General features: G+C 66.8%; 16 protein-coding genes and 1 riboswitch. Of the genes, 13 read left to right on the forward strand and 3 right to left on the reverse strand.

Annotated elements, in window-relative coordinates:
- Nucleotides 1–74 precede the first annotated feature (74 nt).
- From VAPA_RS06970 to cynS, 5 genes are all read left to right on the forward strand, one after another.
- Nucleotides 75–743: a response regulator transcription factor gene (locus tag VAPA_RS06970; RefSeq protein WP_021006062.1), complete on the forward strand. Its 669-nt coding sequence runs from the start codon at nt 75–77 to the stop codon at nt 741–743.
- A gap of 149 nt (nt 744–892) precedes the next feature.
- Complete coding sequence (locus VAPA_RS06975) at nt 893–2248, forward strand: CmpA/NrtA family ABC transporter substrate-binding protein (protein WP_021006063.1); 1356 nt, start codon at nt 893–895, stop codon at nt 2246–2248.
- A 3-nt stretch (nt 2249–2251) separates the two neighbouring features.
- Entirely contained in the window at nt 2252–3121 is an 870-nt protein-coding gene (ntrB, locus tag VAPA_RS06980) for a nitrate ABC transporter permease (protein WP_021006064.1), read from the forward strand.
- On the forward strand, nt 3111–3971 hold the full coding sequence (locus VAPA_RS06985) for an ABC transporter ATP-binding protein (protein ID WP_041946032.1): 861 nt from the start codon (nt 3111–3113) through the stop codon (nt 3969–3971). The genes ntrB and VAPA_RS06985 overlap by 11 nt, the downstream gene beginning before the upstream one ends.
- Nucleotides 3972–4020: 49 nt before the next feature.
- On the forward strand, nt 4021–4464 hold the full coding sequence (cynS, locus tag VAPA_RS06990; protein ID WP_021006066.1) for a cyanase: 444 nt from the start codon (nt 4021–4023) through the stop codon (nt 4462–4464).
- A 9-nt stretch (nt 4465–4473) separates the two neighbouring features.
- Here cynS and VAPA_RS06995 read toward each other — a convergent pair whose 3' ends face one another.
- A complete protein-coding gene (locus tag VAPA_RS06995; RefSeq protein WP_021006067.1) occupies nt 4474–5226 on the reverse strand; it encodes an SDR family oxidoreductase in 753 nt (250 codons plus the stop codon).
- Nucleotides 5227–5380: 154 nt separating this feature from the next.
- Nucleotides 5381–6832, reverse strand: a complete 1452-nt coding sequence (locus VAPA_RS07000; protein ID WP_021006068.1) for an aminotransferase-like domain-containing protein — start codon at nt 6830–6832, stop codon at nt 5381–5383.
- A gap of 134 nt (nt 6833–6966) precedes the next feature.
- Between VAPA_RS07000 and VAPA_RS07005 the strand changes: the two genes are divergently transcribed.
- The gene (locus VAPA_RS07005) at nt 6967–8100 is read left to right on the forward strand and encodes a pyridoxal phosphate-dependent aminotransferase (protein WP_021006069.1); all 1134 of its coding nucleotides are present in this window, start codon (nt 6967–6969) and stop codon (nt 8098–8100) included.
- A 24-nt stretch (nt 8101–8124) separates the two neighbouring features.
- Here VAPA_RS07005 and VAPA_RS07010 read toward each other — a convergent pair whose 3' ends face one another.
- Nucleotides 8125–8715, reverse strand: a complete 591-nt coding sequence (locus tag VAPA_RS07010) for an NADPH-dependent FMN reductase (protein ID WP_021006070.1) — start codon at nt 8713–8715, stop codon at nt 8125–8127.
- A 113-nt stretch (nt 8716–8828) separates the two neighbouring features.
- Between VAPA_RS07010 and VAPA_RS07015 the strand changes: the two genes are divergently transcribed.
- The 7 genes from VAPA_RS07015 to VAPA_RS07045 all read left to right on the forward strand — a co-directional run bounded on the left by VAPA_RS07015 (nt 8829) and on the right by VAPA_RS07045 (nt 17993).
- Nucleotides 8829–9626 (forward strand): hypothetical protein, encoded by a 798-nt coding sequence (locus VAPA_RS07015; protein ID WP_021006071.1) that lies wholly within the window; start codon nt 8829–8831, stop codon nt 9624–9626.
- A gap of 140 nt (nt 9627–9766) precedes the next feature.
- Nucleotides 9767–9898, forward strand: a riboswitch (glycine riboswitch).
- Nucleotides 9899–10071: 173 nt separating this feature from the next.
- The gene (locus VAPA_RS07020) at nt 10072–11661 is read left to right on the forward strand and encodes an ABC transporter substrate-binding protein (protein WP_021006072.1); all 1590 of its coding nucleotides are present in this window, start codon (nt 10072–10074) and stop codon (nt 11659–11661) included.
- A gap of 28 nt (nt 11662–11689) precedes the next feature.
- On the forward strand, nt 11690–12631 hold the full coding sequence (locus VAPA_RS07025; RefSeq protein ID WP_021006073.1) for an ABC transporter permease: 942 nt from the start codon (nt 11690–11692) through the stop codon (nt 12629–12631).
- Nucleotides 12632–12650: 19 nt separating this feature from the next.
- Nucleotides 12651–13598, forward strand: a complete 948-nt coding sequence (locus tag VAPA_RS07030) for an ABC transporter permease (protein ID WP_021006074.1) — start codon at nt 12651–12653, stop codon at nt 13596–13598.
- Between the two features lie 2 nt (nt 13599–13600).
- Entirely contained in the window at nt 13601–15217 is a 1617-nt protein-coding gene (locus VAPA_RS07035) for a dipeptide ABC transporter ATP-binding protein (RefSeq protein ID WP_021006075.1), read from the forward strand.
- 36 nt (nt 15218–15253) lie between these two features.
- Nucleotides 15254–16756 (forward strand): M81 family metallopeptidase, encoded by a 1503-nt coding sequence (locus VAPA_RS07040; RefSeq protein WP_021006076.1) that lies wholly within the window; start codon nt 15254–15256, stop codon nt 16754–16756.
- Between the two features lie 52 nt (nt 16757–16808).
- Nucleotides 16809–17993: a M20 aminoacylase family protein gene (locus VAPA_RS07045; protein WP_021006077.1), complete on the forward strand. Its 1185-nt coding sequence runs from the start codon at nt 16809–16811 to the stop codon at nt 17991–17993.
- Nucleotides 17994–18002: the final 9 nt, after the last annotated feature.

Below are 18002 nucleotides of genomic sequence, written 5' to 3' on the forward strand. Positions count from 1 at the left end.
CCTGTGCACGCGCCCCGAACAAAAGCGCCAAGAACACAGACAATCCTCGACCCAACCCTCATCGCGTCATTGAAATGAACGACATCCGCGTACTCATCGGCGACGATCACCGCATCGTGCGGGAAGGCCTGAAGCAGATGCTCGGCGACCTCTCCAACGGCCTGCCTTCGATGACCGTGCGCGCCGAAGCCCAGACCGGCCCCGAGGTGCTCGCCGCTGTACAGGAACTCGGCGGCCCCGACGGCCTCGACGTGGTGCTGCTCGACATCGCGCTGCCGGGACGCGACGGGCTCGACGTTCTGCAGGCGTTGCGAAAGGACTGGCCCACCCTCCCGGTGCTGATGCTCAGCACCTATCCGGAGAAGCAGTACGCCGTGCGCTGCATCAAGCTCGGCGCCTCGGGCTACCTCAACAAGAGCGCCGATGCCGACGACATGGTGAGCGCCGTGCGCAAGGTGGCCGCCGGCGGCCTTTATGTCTCTGCGGCCACGGCAGAAGCGCTGGCCGCCGCCGTGGGCCGCAATGCGGGCCAGGGTCCCGAGCAGCTCTCGCACCGCGAGCACCAGGTGTACCGCCTGCTCAGCGCCGGGCACAGCGTGAGCGAAATTGGTGCGCAGCTCGGCCTCGCATCCAACACCGTGAGCACCTATCGCGCGCGCATCCTCGAAAAGACCGGCACCAAGAACGACGTCGAGCTTGCGCTGTATGCCGAGCGCCACGGCAAGGCCGCCCCCGCGGCCTGAAAACGAAGCCGGCGGGCACCGCCTTGTAGTGCCAGCCCTACAAGGCCTCGACAAGCGCGGCACGATCTGCGGCCCCTGGGCCTTTGGGCCTCGCTTCCGGCCCGGGGCTTGCATCGTGGCACGCATCTTTTCACCGAGGTGCACTCACCATGTCCAGCCCATCCGATTCGACCGCCTGTGATCTCTACGACGCCGACCGGCCACTGAACATGCGCTGCGCCTGCGGCCGCAGCCATGGCCGTGGTTCAGAGATCGACGTCAGCCCCGATGACAAGCTCGAAGCCAGCCTCATGAAGGCGCTGTTCCCGGTGGACAGCGTGCGCCGCGGCTTCCTGCGCGCCGTGGGCGCCAACACCGCGCGCGCGGCCATTGCCTCGGTATTGCCGCTCGGTGCGCTGCAGGCCATGGCGCAAGACAAGGCCCCGCTCGAGAAAACCAACCTCAAGATCGGCTTCATTCCCATCACCTGCGCCACGCCGCTCATCATGGCCCATCCGCTGGGCTTCTATCAGAAGCAGGGGCTCAACGTCGAGGTGGTCAAGACCGCGGGATGGGCGCTCATCCGCGACAAGATGCTCAACAAGGAATACGACGCCACGCATTTCCTGTCGCCCATGCCGCTCGCCATTTCGATGGGTGCGGGTTCCAACCGGGTGCCGATGAACGTCGCCACCATCCAGAACACCAACGGCCAGGCCATCACACTGGCCAACAAGCACAAGGACAAGCGCGACCCGAAGATGTGGAAGGGCATGAAGTTTGCCGTTCCCTTCGAGTACAGCATGCACAACTTCCTGCTGCGCTACTACGTGGCCGAGGCTGGCCTGAACCCCGATACCGACATCCAGATCCGCGTGGTGCCGCCGCCCGAGATGGTGGCCAACCTGCGCGCCGGCAACATCGACGGCTACCTGGGCCCCGACCCCTTCAACCAGCGCGCCGTGTTCGAGGAAATCGGCTTCCTGCACCTGCTGACGCGCGACCTGTGGAACGGCCATCCCTGCTGCGCGTTCGGCACCTCGGCCGAATTCATCGAGAAGAATCCCAACACCTTTGCCGCGCTGGTGCGCTCAGTGCTCACCGCATCGGCCATGGCGCGCGACCCGAAGAACCGCGAGCTGATCGCCAAGGTGATTGCGCCCGCGCAGTACCTGAACCAGCCCGAGACCGTGATCAGCCAGGTGCTCACGGGCAAGTTCGCCGACGGCCTGGGCAACATCCGCACCGTGCCCGACCGCGCCGACTTCGATCCGATTCCTTGGCAGTCGATGGCGGTGTGGATGCTCACGCAGATGAAGCGCTGGGGCTACGTGAAGGGCGACATCAACTACAGGCAGATTGCCGAGAAGGTGTTCCTGCTGACCGATGCGAAGAAGCGCATGAAGGAGCTCGGCCAGGCTGCGCCCGAAGGCGCGTACCCCAAGTTCACCATCATGGGCAAGGTGTTCGACCCCGCGAAGCCCGACGACTATGTCAAGAGCTTTGCCATCGGCAAGATGGCCTGAACCATGCGCGGCAAGAAAAACCTTTCGCTGAAAGCGGCACTGGTGTCGCTCTTGATGTTCCTGCTGCTGGTTGGCGCGTGGCAGCTGGCCACCCTGCCCACGGCCGGCACCGGTGCCGCCGCGGGCATGACCGCCGAGCAGATCGAATACCAGAAGATGCTCGGCAAGGATCCAGGCGGGCAGGTCAAGAGCTCGGGCTTTCCCTCGCCGACGGAAATGGCCGTGACCGCCTGGAAGCATCTCTCGAACCCTTTCTACGACAACGGGCCCAACGACAAGGGCATTGCCATTCAGCTGGCGTACTCGCTGGCCCGCGTGGGGCTGGGCTTTCTGCTGGCTTGCGTGGTGGCGGTGCCGCTCGGCTTCGTGATCGGCATGTCGCCGCTGCTGCACAAGGCCTTCGATCCGTTCATCCAAGTGCTCAAGCCCATTTCTCCGCTGGCGTGGATGCCGCTGGCGCTCTACACCATCAAGGACTCGTCGGTCAGCGGCATCTTCGTGATCTTCATCTGCTCGGTGTGGCCGATGTTGCTCAACACCGCCTTTGGCGTGGCCTCGGTCAAGCGCGAATGGCTCAACGTGGCAAGCACGCTCGAGGTGAGGCCGCTGCGCCGCGCGTTCCGCGTGATCCTGCCGGCGGCCGCGCCCACCATTCTCACGGGCATGCGCATCAGCATGAGCATTGCGTGGCTGGTCATCGTGGCGGCCGAGATGCTCGTGGGCGGCACCGGCATCGGCTACTTCGTCTGGAACGAGTGGAACAACCTCTCGCTCACCAACGTGATCTTCGCGATCCTGGTGATCGGCATCGTCGGCATGCTGCTCGACCAGGCCTTCGCGGGCCTGCAGCGAAAGGTGACCTATGTGGAGTGATCGATCGGCACGAGGCGCCCTCATGACACCTGTTCCCGCCCCGCGGCCCGCCACCGGCGGCTTCCTGCGCATCGAGGGCCTGGCCAAGGCCTTCGTGCCGGCTCGGCCGGTGTTCGCGGACGTGTCGTTCACGCTCGACCGCGGCGAGTTCGTCTGCATCATCGGCCACTCGGGCTGCGGCAAGACCACCATCCTCAACGTGCTGGCGGGCCTCGACCAGGCGAGCGCCGGCCACGTGTTCATGGACGGCCGCGAGGTGGCCGGCCCGAGCCTGGAGCGCGGCGTGGTGTTCCAGAGCCACGCGTTGATGCCGTGGCTCACGGTGCGCAGGAACATTGCCTTCGCGGTGGCTTCGCGCTGGCCCGACTGGTCGGCCGGCCACGTCGACAGGCAGGTGGAGCGCTTCGTGGCCATGGTGGGCCTGGAGGCCGCCATCGACAAGAAGCCCGCGCAGCTTTCCGGCGGCATGAAGCAGCGCGTGGGCATTGCGCGCGCCTTTGCCATCCAGCCCAAGATGCTGCTGCTCGACGAGCCCTTCGGCGCGCTCGATGCGCTCACGCGCGGCACCATCCAGGACGAGCTCATGGCCATCGTGCGCCAGACGCAGCAGACCGTCTTCATGATCACGCACGACGTGGACGAGGCGATTCTGCTGGCCGACCGCATCCTGCTGATGACGAACGGTGCCGACCAGCCGGGTGGAAGCTGGCGCCCCGGCAACATCGTCGAGACCGTGGTCAACCCGCTGCCGCGCGAGCGCACGCGCGCTTCACTGCACCACCTCGATGGCTACTACGCGCTGCGCAACCACATCGTCGATTTCCTCGTCACGCGCGCCAAGGCGTCGTGACTCTTTCCTCGTTCTTCTTCATCATCATTTCAATCAGGAGCAAACCCGCATGAACCGCAACGACGTCACCGAGAAGATCATCACCGTGAAGGTGTCCAAGGGCATCCAGTGGGCCGACGTGGCGAAGAAGGTCGGCCTCTCGAAAGAGTGGACCACCGCCGCCTGCCTCGGCCAGATGACGCTCGACGACAAGCAGGCCAAGGTCATCGGAAAGATCTTCGGCCTGACCGTGGAAGAGCAGAAGTGGCTCCAGGTGGTGCCCTACAAGGGCTCGCTGCCCACGGCCGTGCCGACCGATCCGCTCATCTACCGCTGGTACGAGGTGGTGAGCGTGTACGGCACCACCATCAAGGAACTGATCCATGAAGAATTCGGCGACGGCATCATGAGCGCCATCGATTTCAGCATGGACATCCAGCGCCAGGCCGATCCCAAGGGCGACCGCGTCAACGTGGTGCTCTCGGGCAAGTTCCTGCCCTACAAGACCTACTGACGCGGCGCCTCAGAACGCGGCATGCTCGGCCGGCCTCGGTCGCCATGCCGGGCGCCGCGGGGCCGAAACGCTGCTGCCTTCGATGGCGCCCGCAATCGAGCGGGCCACGGCTTCCGCCGGCACCGCGATGCGCCGCCGCGTGACCATGCGCTCGAAGCTGCTGCAGGCCGCGATGCGATCGGCCAGCGTGCGGTCCGCCTCGCTCACGTCGGGGCGAACCACCGTCACGCGCACCCTGCCCGCATGCTCCTGCCGCAGGCCTTCGGAGATGGCGTCCACCGCGTACTGCGTGCCGCAATACACGGCCGAGTTCGGCGACACGCCCTGCGCGGGCACCGGCGCCACGTTGACGATGTGGCCCCAGCCCTGTTCCTGCATCGTCGGCAGCACCGCCGCAATGCCCAGCAGCACGCCGCGCAGGTTCACGTCGAGCATCAGCTCCCATTCGTCGACCTTGCGCGTCCACAGCGGCGACAGCGGCATCACGCCCGCGGCGTTCACCAGCACGTCGATGCGGTCGTGCGTCTCGAGTGCGAACTCGGCAAACGCTTCCATGTCGGGCCGGTAGGTCACGTCCAGCCGCTGGAAGCTCGCCGTGCCGCCGGCAGCGGTGATTTCTTCGGCCAGCGCTTCGAGCCGGTCGGTGCGGCGCGCGCCGAGCACCACCTTGGCGCCACGCCGTGCCAGCAGCCGCGCGGCCGCCGCGCCGATGCCACCGCTTGCGCCCGTGATGAGGACGACTTTTTCCTGGATTGCGCTCATGAGACTCTCCTCGTGCGGGTTGGTTGGTATGAACCATGGCGCAACGCTGCGCCGGGCATGGAGGCAAGTCTCTCGCGAATGGGGCTCCGGGCGTTATCCGGATCGAACAAGCTTCTTGCCTGATCCTGCAAGACCTGTGGCCCGGACCAGCGGCTCAGGTGCCTGCCGCGGCAGCCGGCCGGCGCAGTTCCCGGCTCGCCATGGCGCCGAGCGTGCGCAGTCCCTTCTCGATCCGCGCGTCCCAGCCGTGGCCGCCGCTCAGGCGCAGGCAGTGGGCGTACTTGCCGCTGGCCGAGAACACCACGCCGGGCGCAAAGCAGATGCCCTTTTCGAGCGCCTGCGCAAACAGCAGCCGCGTGTCCACCGGCTCGGGCAGCTCGACCCACAGCACGAAGTTTCCTGCCGGCCGCGACACCTTCGTGCCCGGCGGGAACGCCTGCTCGATCACCCGCGTCATGCGGGCCAGCGTGTCGGCAAACTCGCGCCGGACACGGCGCAGGTGGCGGTCATAGTCGCCGTTCGACAGGAAGGTGGCGAGCGCCACCTGCGTCAGCACCGGCGTCGCGAGGCTGGTGGCGAACTTGGTTTCGAGCACCCGGGCCATGTGGCGGCGCGTGGCGATCCAGCCGATGCGGTAGCCGGGCGCGAGCGTCTTCGAGAACGAGCCGCAATAGATGACGTTGTCGTGCGTGTCGAGCGCGCTGAAGGGCGGGGGCCGCTCCTCGCCGAAATGGACGTCGCCATAAACGTCGTCCTCGATCAGCGGCACGCCGTGACTGGCCAGCAGGCGCAGCACGGCGCGCTTGTTTTCTTCGGGCATGGTGCAGCCGAGCGGATTGCTGAAGCTCGACGCCAGCACGCAGGCGCGCACCTTGCCCGCGGCCACGACGTCGCGCAGCGCATCGACGGCGACGCCGGTATTGGCATCGGTCGGCAGCTCGACCACCTTCAGCCTTTTTGCGCGCAGCACCTGCAGCAGCCCGAAGTAGGTCGGCGACTCGATGGCGACCGTGTCGCCCGGCTCCGTGACCGCGTCGAGGGCCAGCGCCAGCGCCTCGGTGCAGCCGCAGGTGATGGCGATGTCATCCGGTGCCAGCGCCTGTCCGTATCGCAGCGCACGCCGCGCGATCTCCAGGCGCAGCGACATCTCGCCGTGCGGTGGCGAGTAGGTGTTGCACTGGCTGCCCTTCACACGGGCCGTGCGGGCCAGCACGAGGTCGAGCCTGGAGGAGGACAACAGGCGCTGGTTCGGGATGGCGCAGCCGAGCGGCACGAAGGCTTCGTCCGACGCGTGCTTCAGCAGGTCGAGCATGAGGCCCGACAGCTCCACCTTGGAGGGCCGGATCGAATGCCGCGCGGTGGCGGGCACGGGCAGGGCGGGCGGCGCCTTGGCAACGTAGTAGCCCGACTGCGGCCGTACTTCGAGGATGCCGCGGTCTTCGAGCAGGCGGTAGGCCTGCACTGCGGTGCTCAGGCTGGTGCGCTGCTGCGTGCTGATCTCGCGCAGCGACGGCGCTCGCGCGCCCGGCTTCAGCGTGCCGCGGCCGGCCAGGCCGGCAACGAAATCGGCGACTTCTTCATAGCGGAACCGGGGGGGCTGCGACACGGATCACTCCTGCTTGCGTGGATGGCACTGCACGCAACTGTACTGCACCTAATTTCGGGAAAGTGTGGCTGTTATCGTCGGTCATGAATCTGCAATATCGATGCCATCGACAGCAACGGATCAAGCAGCAGTTCATGGCACGGTTTCCGGACAACGAAATCATCTCCCTGGTCAGCAAGGCGCCGCGCTTCGACCTCGCGGAGAGCGTGGGGCCGAGCGTGCGGCTGGCGGAACTGCTCGACACGGCCTTCGGGGACGGCGCCGACTTTTCGCTGGACTACGGCACGGCGGCGGGCAGCCCCGGCCTGCGCCAGGAAATCGCGAACGAACATGGCGTCGATGCCGATGACGTGGTGGTTACGGTCGGCGGTGCCCACGCGCTGTTCCTGATCGCCTTCACGCTGTGCCAGGCGGGCGACGAAGCCGTCGTGGCCGAGCCGGTGTTCCCGTTGTCGCGCAACGCGCTGGCCGCCGTCGGCGCCACCACGCGTGCGCTGCCGCTGAGCTTCGACACCGGCTACCGCATCGACCTGGATGCGCTGCGCAAGCTGCTTTCCCCGAAGACCAAGGTACTGAGTCTGGCCTCGCCGCAGAATCCGTCGGGCGTCGCCATTCCGGCGCAGACCTTGCGCGAGATCGTGGCGATGCTGGCCGAACATGCGCCGAAGGCCTGGCTCGTGATCGACGAGACCTACCGCGAGGCGGCCTATGGCGATGACGCCGCGGTGCCCAGTGCTGCTGGGCTGGGCGACCGGGTGATCTCGGTGTCCTCGCTGTCCAAATGCCACGGTTCGGCCGGCCTGCGCATCGGCTGGGCCATCACGCGCGACACGGCGCTGCGCCAGGCCCTGGTCACGGCGAAGTTCGGCACGGTGATCTCCTGCTCGCCGGTCGACGAGGCGCTTGCGCTGGCCGTGTTCAGGCAGCGCGACTGGATCATCGGCGAGCGGCGAAAGCTCCTCGCGCAAAACCTGCAGCTCACCCAGAACTGGGTGTCGCGCCACGCCAGCCACATCGAGTGGGTGCGCCCGGATGCCGGGGCGCTGTGCTGCATGCGGCTCAGGCGCGAGCTCTTCGACGCCGCGGCGGTCGAACGCTTCTACGCGGCGCTGGCCAGGTACAGCACACGCGTCGCGCCCGGCCCGTGGTTCGGCGACGACCCGCTGGTGTTCCGGCTGGGATTCGGCTTGCCGACGCTCACGCAGCTGGCGATTGCGCTGGAGTGCGTGTCGGCCGCGCTGATGGATGCCGCGCGGGCCGGCACATAGGGCCTGCGCTTTGCCGCCCGTGAGTCAATACGGCGGCGCCTTGCGCGCCCGCTGCGCGCGCGCCGCCTCGGTCCACCATGCCAGGTCGTCCGCGAACCTTCCGAAGGAGCGATCGAGCGATTCACCTGCGCTGCCGGTGGGCTTGCTGTTCGCATCGAGCGTCTGCGAGATGGGCCCGACGGCCAATGTGCTCGACACGACGACCATTCCCATTTCCGACAGGATCGAATGCCACACGGTGCCGGAGCGCACGCCGGAGAACCGGCCGGCCGAATAGCTGGCCACGGCGGCCGGGCGCCAGAACCATTCCTCGAGGAAGTGGTCGGTCAGGTTCTTCAGGCCGGGCTGCGGGCCCCAGTTGTATTCGCCGGTCACGAAGACGAAGGCATCCGCGCCGCGTATCTTCTGCGCCAGCGCTTCCATGGCCGCGGGCGCGGTGCCCTTGGGGTATTCCTTGTACATGCGGTCGAGCATGGGCAGGTCGACGGCCTTGGCGTCGATCAGCTCGGCTTCGGCGCCTCGCGCATTGAGGCCCGCCACCAGGTAGTCCGCCAGGCGAATGCCCATGCGGTCCGACCGGTACGAGCCATAGAACACCAGGATCCTGTCAGCCATCTTTTGCTCCGTTCGAGGCCGGGATGGCCGAGGGGCGAAGGCTACAACATCGGCTCTCCCGCGCCGCAATTGGTTGCAGCATCCTGCGGGCGGGCTGGCTACCATGCCGGTCCATGAACCCGCTGCCCATTCTTCGCACCGCCGCCTTGCCGATATTCGTCCTGCTGCTCGCGGGGCATGCGGGCGCCGCGCCGTCGGCGCAGCTCTTCGATGCGGTGAAGAAGCCGGAATCGCTGGATCCGGATTGGCGCGCGCGCTTGTGTGCGCTGTTGCCGCAGCCCTGCGATCCGCAGGCGCTGGGCCTGTACCGGCCGCGCGGCTCGGCGGCGGGGGACTATGCGGTGTTCTCGAGTGAGCCGCTGGCCATGGCGCGCATCAAGCGCGTCGCCGCCGCCGGCACGTGGCAGCTGAACCGCCTGCATGACTTCAGCGGCTATGCGGCCGCATTGATGAAGAAGGCGGCGGCCCCCGGCATGGCGGACGCGCGCATTTCCCTCGCGCCGGCGCTCTATCCGCTGGCCGAAGGGCAGTGGGCCGTGGCGGTGCTCCAGACGGTGTCGGAGATGTACTCGGGCGGCGGCGCTTCGTTCAGCAAGGCCGACTTCGTGCCGTTCGAGGATGCAGCCCGGGCCGTGTACGAAGGCATTCCTTTTTCGTGCTCGAAGATGATCCGCGCCTGCTTCAGCGAAAAGGAATACAAGCAGTCGAAGCATTGCCATGACGAGAGCAGCGGCAGCCTTCGCATCACCTACGGCGAACCCGCCAGGCCGGGCGAGGCCTACAGCTGGCAGTACACGTGGCTGCAGAGTGAATGGCCGCAGAACACGCCCGCCAGCGACGCCACCACCACGCGCCTTCACTTCACCGCCAGGACCACCGAAAGGGCGAGCTTCTGCGGCGGGCCGCAGTAGCGCACGCGTTCGAGTGGCGCCCGAGTGGCACGCATTCTGCTTGGAAGAATGCATCCAGGAGAAATGCCGGCTCGATGCTTCGAGTTAGTGCATTACCGAAGGCGACAGCCCATAACGCTCAGGTCCCAAGACTGGATATCTCGATCAACGCTGGAGAGCGCTGCCCGGAGCTCTGAATAAAAAAGGACTCCGAGGGCAGCCGCCGAAGGGGCAAGCCGTGTGCGATGAGCGTGCATGGTGAATCTCTCAGGCCAAAGGACAGCAGGGGCATCTCGCGCAATGCGCGGGGTGGCCTTTGCGCGCTTCCGGAGCCTTCTTCTTCATGACTTCTGTTCGAGTGCACCGCGCGTTTTTTCTTCTTCCATCGGAGCTTCCGAGGCGGCCGCGCATGCACGCCTGAATCGAAGCTCTATCCCTCATGATTTTTTCAACCGGAGAACCGAAGATGCTGTCGAAACGAAACCTGAAAGCCGTTGTCGCGGGCGCCATGCTGGCCGCCGCCTTCGCAACCACCAGCGCGTTCGCGCAGGACGCGGCCAAGGTGCTGCGCCTGGTGCCGCAATCCGACCTCAAGATTCTCGACCCGATCTGGACCACCGCGTTCGTCACGCGCAACCACGGCTATGCCGTGTACGACACGCTCTTCGGCGTGGACGAACAGGGCAAGGTCAAGCCGCAGATGGTCGACAAGTACACCACCAGCGCCGACGGCAAGACGTGGACCTTCACGCTGCGCAAGAGCCTCGAGTTCCATGACGGCAAGCCGGTCACTTCGGAAGACGTGCTGGCGTCGCTCAAGCGCTGGGGCCAGCGCGACGGGCTGGGCCAGAAGATGTACGCCGCGCTCGACAAGTCCGAGGCGGTCGACGCCAACACCTTCAGGCTGGTGTTCAAGGACGGCTTCGGCATGGTGCTCGATGCGCTGAGCAAGCCTTCGTCGAATCCGCCGTTCATCATGCCGGCGCGCGTGGCCGCCACGCCGGCCGACAAGCAGATCGACGACGCCACGGGCTCGGGCCCCTACATCTTCAAGAAGGAAGAGTACCGCCCTGGCGAGAAGGTGGTCTACCTGAAGAATACCAAGTACGTGCCGCGCACCGAGGCGCCTTCGGGCACGGCAGGCGGCAAGAACGTGTATGTCGACCGCATGGAATGGATCATTCTGAAAGACGCGCAGACACAGGCCAATGCGCTCGCCAACGGCGAAGTCGACATGATCGAATGGCTGCCGCCGGAGCAATACACGGCGCTCAAGAACAACGCCGCCATCACCGTCGACAATCCGATCCCGAAGGGCTCGTTTGCGCTGCACCTGAATCACGTCATTCCGCCCTTCGACAACCCGAAGATCGCGCAGGCCGCCATCATGGCCATCAACCAGGAGGCGCTGATGCGCGCCCAGATGGTGCACAAGGAGCTCTACAGCAGCTGCGCCTCGGTCTACCCGTGCGGCACGATGTTCTCGAACGACAAGACCGGCTACTTCACCGGCAAGCCGCAGTTCGAGAAGGCCAAGGCGCTGCTCAAGGAAGCGGGTTATGACGGCAAGCCGGTCGTTCTGATGTATCCGGCCGACTTCGCGCTGCTCAACAAGTTTCCGCCGGTGATGGCGCAGCTGCTGAAGCAGGCCGGCTTCAACGTCGACATGCAGTCGATGGACTGGCCTACGCTGGTCACGCGCCGCGCCAAGAAGGACCCGGTCGACAAGGGCGGCTGGAACCTCTTCATCACCGGCTGGGGCATTGCCGACAACATGAACCCGATGTTCTACGCGCCGCTCACGGGCAACGGCGAGAAGGGCTGGTTCGGTTGGGCCACCGACGAGAAGCTCGAGAAGCTGAAGTTCGAATTCCTCGCGAGCGCGGACGAGGCCAAGCGCAAGGAACTGGCCACGGCCATCCAGCAGCGCGTGTACGACACCGGCATCTACGCACCCATCGGCGAATACAAGCCGCTCACGGCCTATCGCAAGGGTGTGGTGAGCGGCGTGGTGCGCTCGCCGGTCAACGTGTTCTGGAACATCAAGAAGAGCTGAGCGCACTTCTTTTTTTTCGCAAAACCCCATGCTGATCTTTCTTGCGCGCCGCATCCTGTCGACCGTGCCGGTGCTCGTCATCGTCGCGCTGATCGTGTTCCTCATGCTCCGGCTGGCGCCCGGCGATCCGGCCGCCGCCATCGTGGGCGACAGCGGCACCAGCGAGAACATCGCCAAGGTGAGGGACCAGCTGGGGCTGAACGAATCGCTGCCCACGCAGTTCGTGCGCTGGAGCGGGCAGTTGCTGCAGGGCAACCTGGGCGAGTCCTACTTCATGAAGAAGACGGTGGTGGAACTCATCGGGCAGCGCATCGAGCCGACGGTGTCGCTCGCCGCAGTGACGCTGGTGGTCACCATCCTCATCGCAGTGCCGCTGGGTGTGGTGGCCGCCTGGCGCCATGGCGGCTGGCTCGACCGCATGCTCATGGGCTTCTCGGTCATGGGTTTTTCGATACCGGCCTTCGTGATCGGCTACGTGCTCATCTGGATCTTCGCGCTGCACCTGCAGCTGCTGCCGGTGCAGGGCTACTCGCGGCTCGGCCAGGGGCCGTGGCTCTGGATCAGGCACCTGATCCTGCCGTCCATCACGCTGTCGATCATCTACGTGGCGCTGATTGCACGCGTCACGCGCGCGGCCGTGGCCGAGGCCATGACCGAAGACTACATCCGCACCGCGCGCGCCAAGGGCATTTCGGAAAAACGGGTGCTGATGCGGCATGCGCTGGCCAATGCGGCGATTCCGATCGTCACGGTGATCGGCATCGGAATTGCGCTCCTGATCGGTGGCGTGGTCGTCACCGAAACCGTGTTCGCCATTCCGGGCCTCGGGCAGCTCACGGTCGATGCGGTGCTGTCGCGCGACTTTCCGCTGATACAGGGCATCACGCTGTTCTTTTCCGTCGTCTACGTGCTCATCAACCTGCTGATCGACCTGAGCTACCTGGTGTTCGATCCCCGCATCCGCTATTGAGGCGCAAGAAGAAAACACGATGACCGATTCGCTCGCCACTCCGATGAAACCTGCTGAAGCCGTCGCCGAGCCGCTGCCGCCGCCCCGGCGGCGCTCGCTGCTCAAGCGTATCCTGGCCGACTGGTCGGTGCGCGCGGGCGGCGGCGTGCTGCTGCTGCTGGTGCTCATGTCGCTGGCAGCGCCATGGCTCGGCACCATCGACCCGACCGCCATCGACCCCGGCAGCGGCAACCTCATGCCGGGCACGCGCGGCGAGTTCAACAGCCTGGCGGGCGACACCTTCGAGCACCTGTTCGTCATGGGCACCGACAGCCTGGGGCGCGACATCTGGAGCCGCACGCTCTACGGTGCGCGTGTGTCGCTGACCGTGGGCGTGGCGGTGGCCGCGTTGGCGGTGGTGTTCGGCATGCTCGTCGGCCTCTTGGGCGGCTATTTCCGCCGGCTCGACAGCGCCATCATGCGGCTGATGGACGGCGTGATGGCCATCCCCGGCATCCTGTTCGCGATCAGCCTGGTGGCGCTGTTCGGCGGCAAGCTGCTCACGGTGGTGGTGGCCATTGCGGTGCCCGAGATCCCGCGCGTGGCGCGCCTCGTGCGCTCGGTGGTGCTCACAGTGCGCGAGGAGCCCTATGTGGAAGCCGCCATTGCGCTCGACACGCCGACATGGAAGATCCTCGTGCGCCACATCCTGCCGAATGCGATTGCGCCCTTGATCATCCAGGCGACCTATGTGTGCGCCTCGGCCATCCTGGTGGAGGCCATCCTGTCGTTCCTCGGCGTGGGGCTGCCGGCCGACATGGCGACCTGGGGCAACATCATGGCCGAGGGCAGGGCGCAGTTCAACCAGTTCCCGCACAACGTGCTGTTCCCCGGCATCTTCCTGGCGCTGACGGTGCTCGCGGTGAACATCCTCGGCGACGGGCTGCGCGACACGCTCGACCCCAAGTTCAACAAGCGCGGGGGCTGAACATGACGCAAGCACCTGTTCTTTCCGTCTGCGACCTGGCCATTGCGCTGCCGCGCGGCGGCGACCGGCCGCATGCGGTCGACAAGATCTCCTTCGACGTGCCGCCCGGCAAGATCGTCTGCCTGCTCGGCGAGTCGGGTTCGGGCAAGTCGGTCATCGCCAATGCGGTGATGGGGCTGCTGCCTTCGGGCCTCGTGCCGGTGCGCGGCGCCATCGAACTGCAGGGCGAGAACCTGCTGGCCGCAACGCCTTCCCGCCTGCGCCAGCTGCGCGGGCCGTCGATGGCCATGGTGTTCCAGGAGCCCATGACCGCGCTGAATCCCGTGATGACCTGCGGCGCGCAGATCGACGAAATGCTCGCCCAGCACGTGCAGATGGGCTCGGCCGAGCGGCGCAAGAAGATCCTGGCCATCATGCAGCGCGTGCGGCTGCCCGAGCCCGAACGCATCTACGCTTCGTATCCGCACCAGCTGTCGGGCGGGCAGCGCCAGCGCATCGTGATTGCGATGGCGCTCATCCTGAAGCCCGTGCTGCTGATCTGCGACGAGCCGACCACCGCACTCGACGTCACCACGCAGGCCGAGATACTGCGGCTCATCCTCGAGCTGCAAACCGAGAACGGCACTGCCGTGCTCTTCATCACACACGACTTCGGCGTGGTGGCCGAGATCGCCGACGAAGTGGTGGTGCTGGAGCTGGGCGCCATGATCGAGAAAGGCGGCAAGATGGCGGTGCTCACGGCGCCGCGCGAGCCCTACACGAAGATGCTGCTCGACGCGGTGCCCGAGCTTTCGCCGCCCCGGCGCCCGCCGGTGCCCGACACCTATCCGTTGCTCAATGCGGTGAACATCTGCAAGACCTACGTCACGGGCAGCTGGCCCGGCAAGCGCCGCACGGTGAATGCGGCGCGCAATGTGTCGCTCGAAGTGCGGCCCGGCGAAACCGTGGGCATCGTCGGCGAGTCGGGTTCGGGCAAGTCGACGGTGGCGCGCTGCATCGCGCGGCTGATCGACCCGAGCTCGGGCGACATCTTTGCCGACGGCCGTTCGGTGGCGCATGCGAGGGGCCGCGCGCTCTCGCCGTTCCGGCGCACGGTGCAGGTGATTTTCCAGGACCCGTACCGCTCGCTGAATCCGCGCCAGACGGTGGGCGCCTCGATCATCGAGGGGCCGGTCAACTTCGGCATGCCGCACGACCAGGCCTGGGCGCGCGCCGAAGAACTGATGCGGCTGGTGCGCCTGTCGCCCGATGCGTTGCGCCGCTACCCCAGCGAGTTTTCGGGCGGGCAGCGCCAGCGCATCTCGATTGCACGCGCGCTGGCCTGCGACCCCAAGGTGCTGATTGCCGACGAGGCCGTGTCGGCGCTCGACGTCTCGGTGCAGGCGCAGATCCTTCGCCTGCTCGACGAAATCCAGCAGCGGCTGAAGATCGGCATTCTCTTCATCACGCACGACCTGCGCGTGGCCAGCCAGATCTGCGACAGCGTGCTGGTCATGAGCCAGGGGGAGATCGTGGAGCGCGGCCCGGTGCGCGACGTGTTCTTCGCCCCCCGCCACGACTACACGCGCAAACTGCTGGCTGCGGCGCCCGGGCGCGACTTTGCCTTTGCGCGCAGCTGAAACCTCTTCGTCCCACGATCAAGAAAAAAGGATTCCATGAAAGTCTTCATCGCCGGTTTCCAGCACGAAACCAACACCTTCGCGCCGAGCAAGGCGGACTGGGCCGCGTTCAACGCGGGTTCGAGCTTCCCGCCGTACCGGCGCGGCGCCGCGATCGTCGAGGCCTACGCGGGCAGGAACATTCCCGTCGGCGGCTTCATCGACGCCGCGCGCGAAAAAGGCTGGTCGCTGGTGCCTTCGGCCTGGGCCGGCGCCACGCCCTCGGCCCATGTGACGGAGGATGCGTTCGAGCGCATCTCGGCCGCCATCACCGAAGACCTGGCCACCGCATTGGCCGACGGCGGCATCGACGCGGTCTATCTCGACCTGCACGGCGCGGCCGTGACCGAGCACCTCGAAGACCCCGAAGGCGAACTGATCGCGCGCATCCGTGTGCTCGTGGGGCCGGACGTGCCGATCGTCGCGAGCCTGGACCTGCACGGCAACATCACGGGCCGGATGCTGGCCGAGGCCGATGCGCTGGCCACGTACCGCACCTATCCGCACGTCGACATGGCCGACACGGGCCGGCTCGCCGCAAAGCTGCTGGCGCGCCGCATCGCACGCGGCTCGCGCGAGCCGCTGCATGCGCGGCGGCTCGGCTTCCTGCTGCCGCTCAACGTGCAGTCGACCATGATCGAGCCGGCCGCGTCGGTGTACCGGCTGCTCGGGGAACTCGACGCGAAGCACGATGCGGTGTTGAGCTTTGCCACCGGCTTCCCGGCCGCCGACATCGCCGAGTGCGGCCCGGTCGTGTGGGGCTATGGCGACGACGCCGGCGCGGCGGTGACCACGCTGTACGAGCGCATCGACCGGCCGCGCTCGCAATGGCGGCTCGACGTGCTGGAGCCGCGCGAGGCGGTAGCGCAAGCCATGGCGCTGGCAGCGGACGCGAGCAAGCCGGTGGTCATCGCGGACACGCAGGACAACCCCGGCGCGGGCGCCGACAGCAACACCACCGGCATGCTGCATGCGCTGCTGACCGAAGGCGCGGGCAAGCGCTACCCGGGGCAGGTCGCGCTGGGGCTGATGTTCGATCCCGCAGCGGCCGCGGCGGCGCACGAGGCCGGCGTGGGCGCGCAGATCCGCATCGCGCTCGGCACCTCGGTGCCGACATGGGGCGGCCGGTTCAGCGATGCGCCCGTGCAAGGCCTCTTCACCGTGCGCGCGCTCAGCGACGGGCAGGTGCACGGCAAGGGGCCGATGTCGCGCGGCGGCGTGGTGTCGCTCGGCCCGAGCGCCTGCCTGGAGATCGACGGCGTGCGCATTGCCGTGGCCAGCGGAAAGAGCCAGATGCTCGACCGCGAGTTCTTCCGCTACCTGGGCATCGAGCCCGAGGCCATGAAGGTGCTGGTCAACAAGAGTTCGGTGCACTTTCGCGCCGATTTCGCGCCCATTGCGAGCCACATCCTCGTGGCCAAGGCGCCCGGTCCGATGGCCGCCGACCCGGCCGACCTGCCATGGACCCGGCTGCCTGCCACCATGGCGCTGCAGCCCTGAGCGAACCGATTCCTCCTGATCCTCATTCATCCATCCGGAACACGAGACCACGATGCCGCAAAGCGCCCAGCACTACCTCGAGTACATGAGAAGGCACGCCGGCGAATTCGTCACGGTGCGCCAGCAGATCCACCAGAACCCCGAACTCGGCTTCGAGGAATTCGGCACCAGCGACCTGGTGGCCGAGCGCCTGGCCGCCTGGGGCTACGAGGTGGAGCGCGGCCTTGGCGTGACCGGCCTCGTGGGGCGGCTCAGGCGCGGCAGCGGAACACGCGCCATCGGCATCCGCGCCGACATGGACGCGCTGCCCATCGAGGAGAAAACAGGCCTTGCGTACCGCAGCGGCCGGCCCGGGATCATGCACGCCTGCGGCCATGACGGGCACACCGCGATGCTGCTCGGCGCCGCCAAGTACCTGGCGCAGCACGGCGAGTTCTCGGGCACGCTGAACCTCATCTTCCAGCCGGCCGAAGAGGGCATGGGCGGCGCCGTGAAGATGATGGAAGACGGGCTGTTCGAAAAATATCCGTGCGATGCGGTCTACGCCATGCACAACTCGCCGGGCCGCCGCCAGGGCGACCTGATGTTCCGCGAAGGCGCGGCCATGGCCTCGTCGGACTACGCCACCGTGACGCTCACCGGCGTGGGCGGCCACGGCGCCATGCCGCACCGCACGGCCGATCCGATCGTCGCCGCGTCCAGCATCGTGATGGCGCTGCAGACCATCGTCTCGCGCAACGCCGATCCGCAAGAGATGTCGATCGTCACCGTGGGCGCCATCCACTCGGGCAAAGCCAACAACGTGATCCCCGAGACCGCGGTGCTGGAGATCAGCGTGCGCTCGCTCGACCGCGAGGTGCGCGAGCTGCTCGAAAAGCGCCTGAAGGCCATCGTCACGGCGCAGGCCGAGAGCTTTGGCGTGAAGGCGCACATCGACTACCGCAAGGGCTACGCCGTGCTGGTGAACACGCCCGAAGAAACAGAGTTCGCGCGCCGCATCGGCTATGAACTGGTGGGCGCCGCGCACGTCGAGCCGCAAGGCCCGGCCGTGACCGGCAGCGAAGACTTCGCGTTCATGCTCGAGAAGAAGCCCGGCTGCTACCTGTTCATCGGCAACGGCGCGCCCGGCGAGCACGGCGGCTGCATGGTGCACAACCCATGCTACGACTTCAACGACAGCAACCTGCCGATCGGCGCAGCCTACTGGGCGCTGCTGGCCGAGAGCTACCTGCAGTAGCAGGCACGA

The organism is Variovorax paradoxus B4, from assembly GCF_000463015.1.
Lineage (GTDB): Bacteria > Pseudomonadota > Gammaproteobacteria > Burkholderiales > Burkholderiaceae_C > Variovorax > Variovorax paradoxus_E.

Bases quoted from the DNA above. Each gene is read 5' to 3' on its own strand.
- VAPA_RS06970 (WP_021006062.1), top strand. From the start codon at position 75: ATGAACGACATCCGCGTACTCATCGGCGACGATCACCGCATCGTGCGG.
- VAPA_RS06975 (WP_021006063.1), top strand. From the start codon at position 893: ATGTCCAGCCCATCCGATTCGACCGCCTGTGATCTCTACGACGCCGAC.
- ntrB (WP_021006064.1), top strand. From the start codon at position 2,252: ATGCGCGGCAAGAAAAACCTTTCGCTGAAAGCGGCACTGGTGTCGCTC.
- VAPA_RS06985 (WP_041946032.1), top strand. From the start codon at position 3,111: ATGTGGAGTGATCGATCGGCACGAGGCGCCCTCATGACACCTGTTCCC.
- cynS (WP_021006066.1), top strand. From the start codon at position 4,021: ATGAACCGCAACGACGTCACCGAGAAGATCATCACCGTGAAGGTGTCC.
- VAPA_RS06995 (WP_021006067.1), bottom strand. From the start codon at position 5,226: ATGAGCGCAATCCAGGAAAAAGTCGTCCTCATCACGGGCGCAAGCGGT.
- VAPA_RS07005 (WP_021006069.1), top strand. From the start codon at position 6,967: ATGGCACGGTTTCCGGACAACGAAATCATCTCCCTGGTCAGCAAGGCG.
- VAPA_RS07010 (WP_021006070.1), bottom strand. From the start codon at position 8,715: ATGGCTGACAGGATCCTGGTGTTCTATGGCTCGTACCGGTCGGACCGC.
- VAPA_RS07015 (WP_021006071.1), top strand. From the start codon at position 8,829: ATGAACCCGCTGCCCATTCTTCGCACCGCCGCCTTGCCGATATTCGTC.
- VAPA_RS07020 (WP_021006072.1), top strand. From the start codon at position 10,072: ATGCTGTCGAAACGAAACCTGAAAGCCGTTGTCGCGGGCGCCATGCTG.
- VAPA_RS07025 (WP_021006073.1), top strand. From the start codon at position 11,690: ATGCTGATCTTTCTTGCGCGCCGCATCCTGTCGACCGTGCCGGTGCTC.
- VAPA_RS07030 (WP_021006074.1), top strand. From the start codon at position 12,651: ATGACCGATTCGCTCGCCACTCCGATGAAACCTGCTGAAGCCGTCGCC.
- VAPA_RS07035 (WP_021006075.1), top strand. From the start codon at position 13,601: ATGACGCAAGCACCTGTTCTTTCCGTCTGCGACCTGGCCATTGCGCTG.
- VAPA_RS07040 (WP_021006076.1), top strand. From the start codon at position 15,254: ATGAAAGTCTTCATCGCCGGTTTCCAGCACGAAACCAACACCTTCGCG.
- VAPA_RS07045 (WP_021006077.1), top strand. From the start codon at position 16,809: ATGCCGCAAAGCGCCCAGCACTACCTCGAGTACATGAGAAGGCACGCC.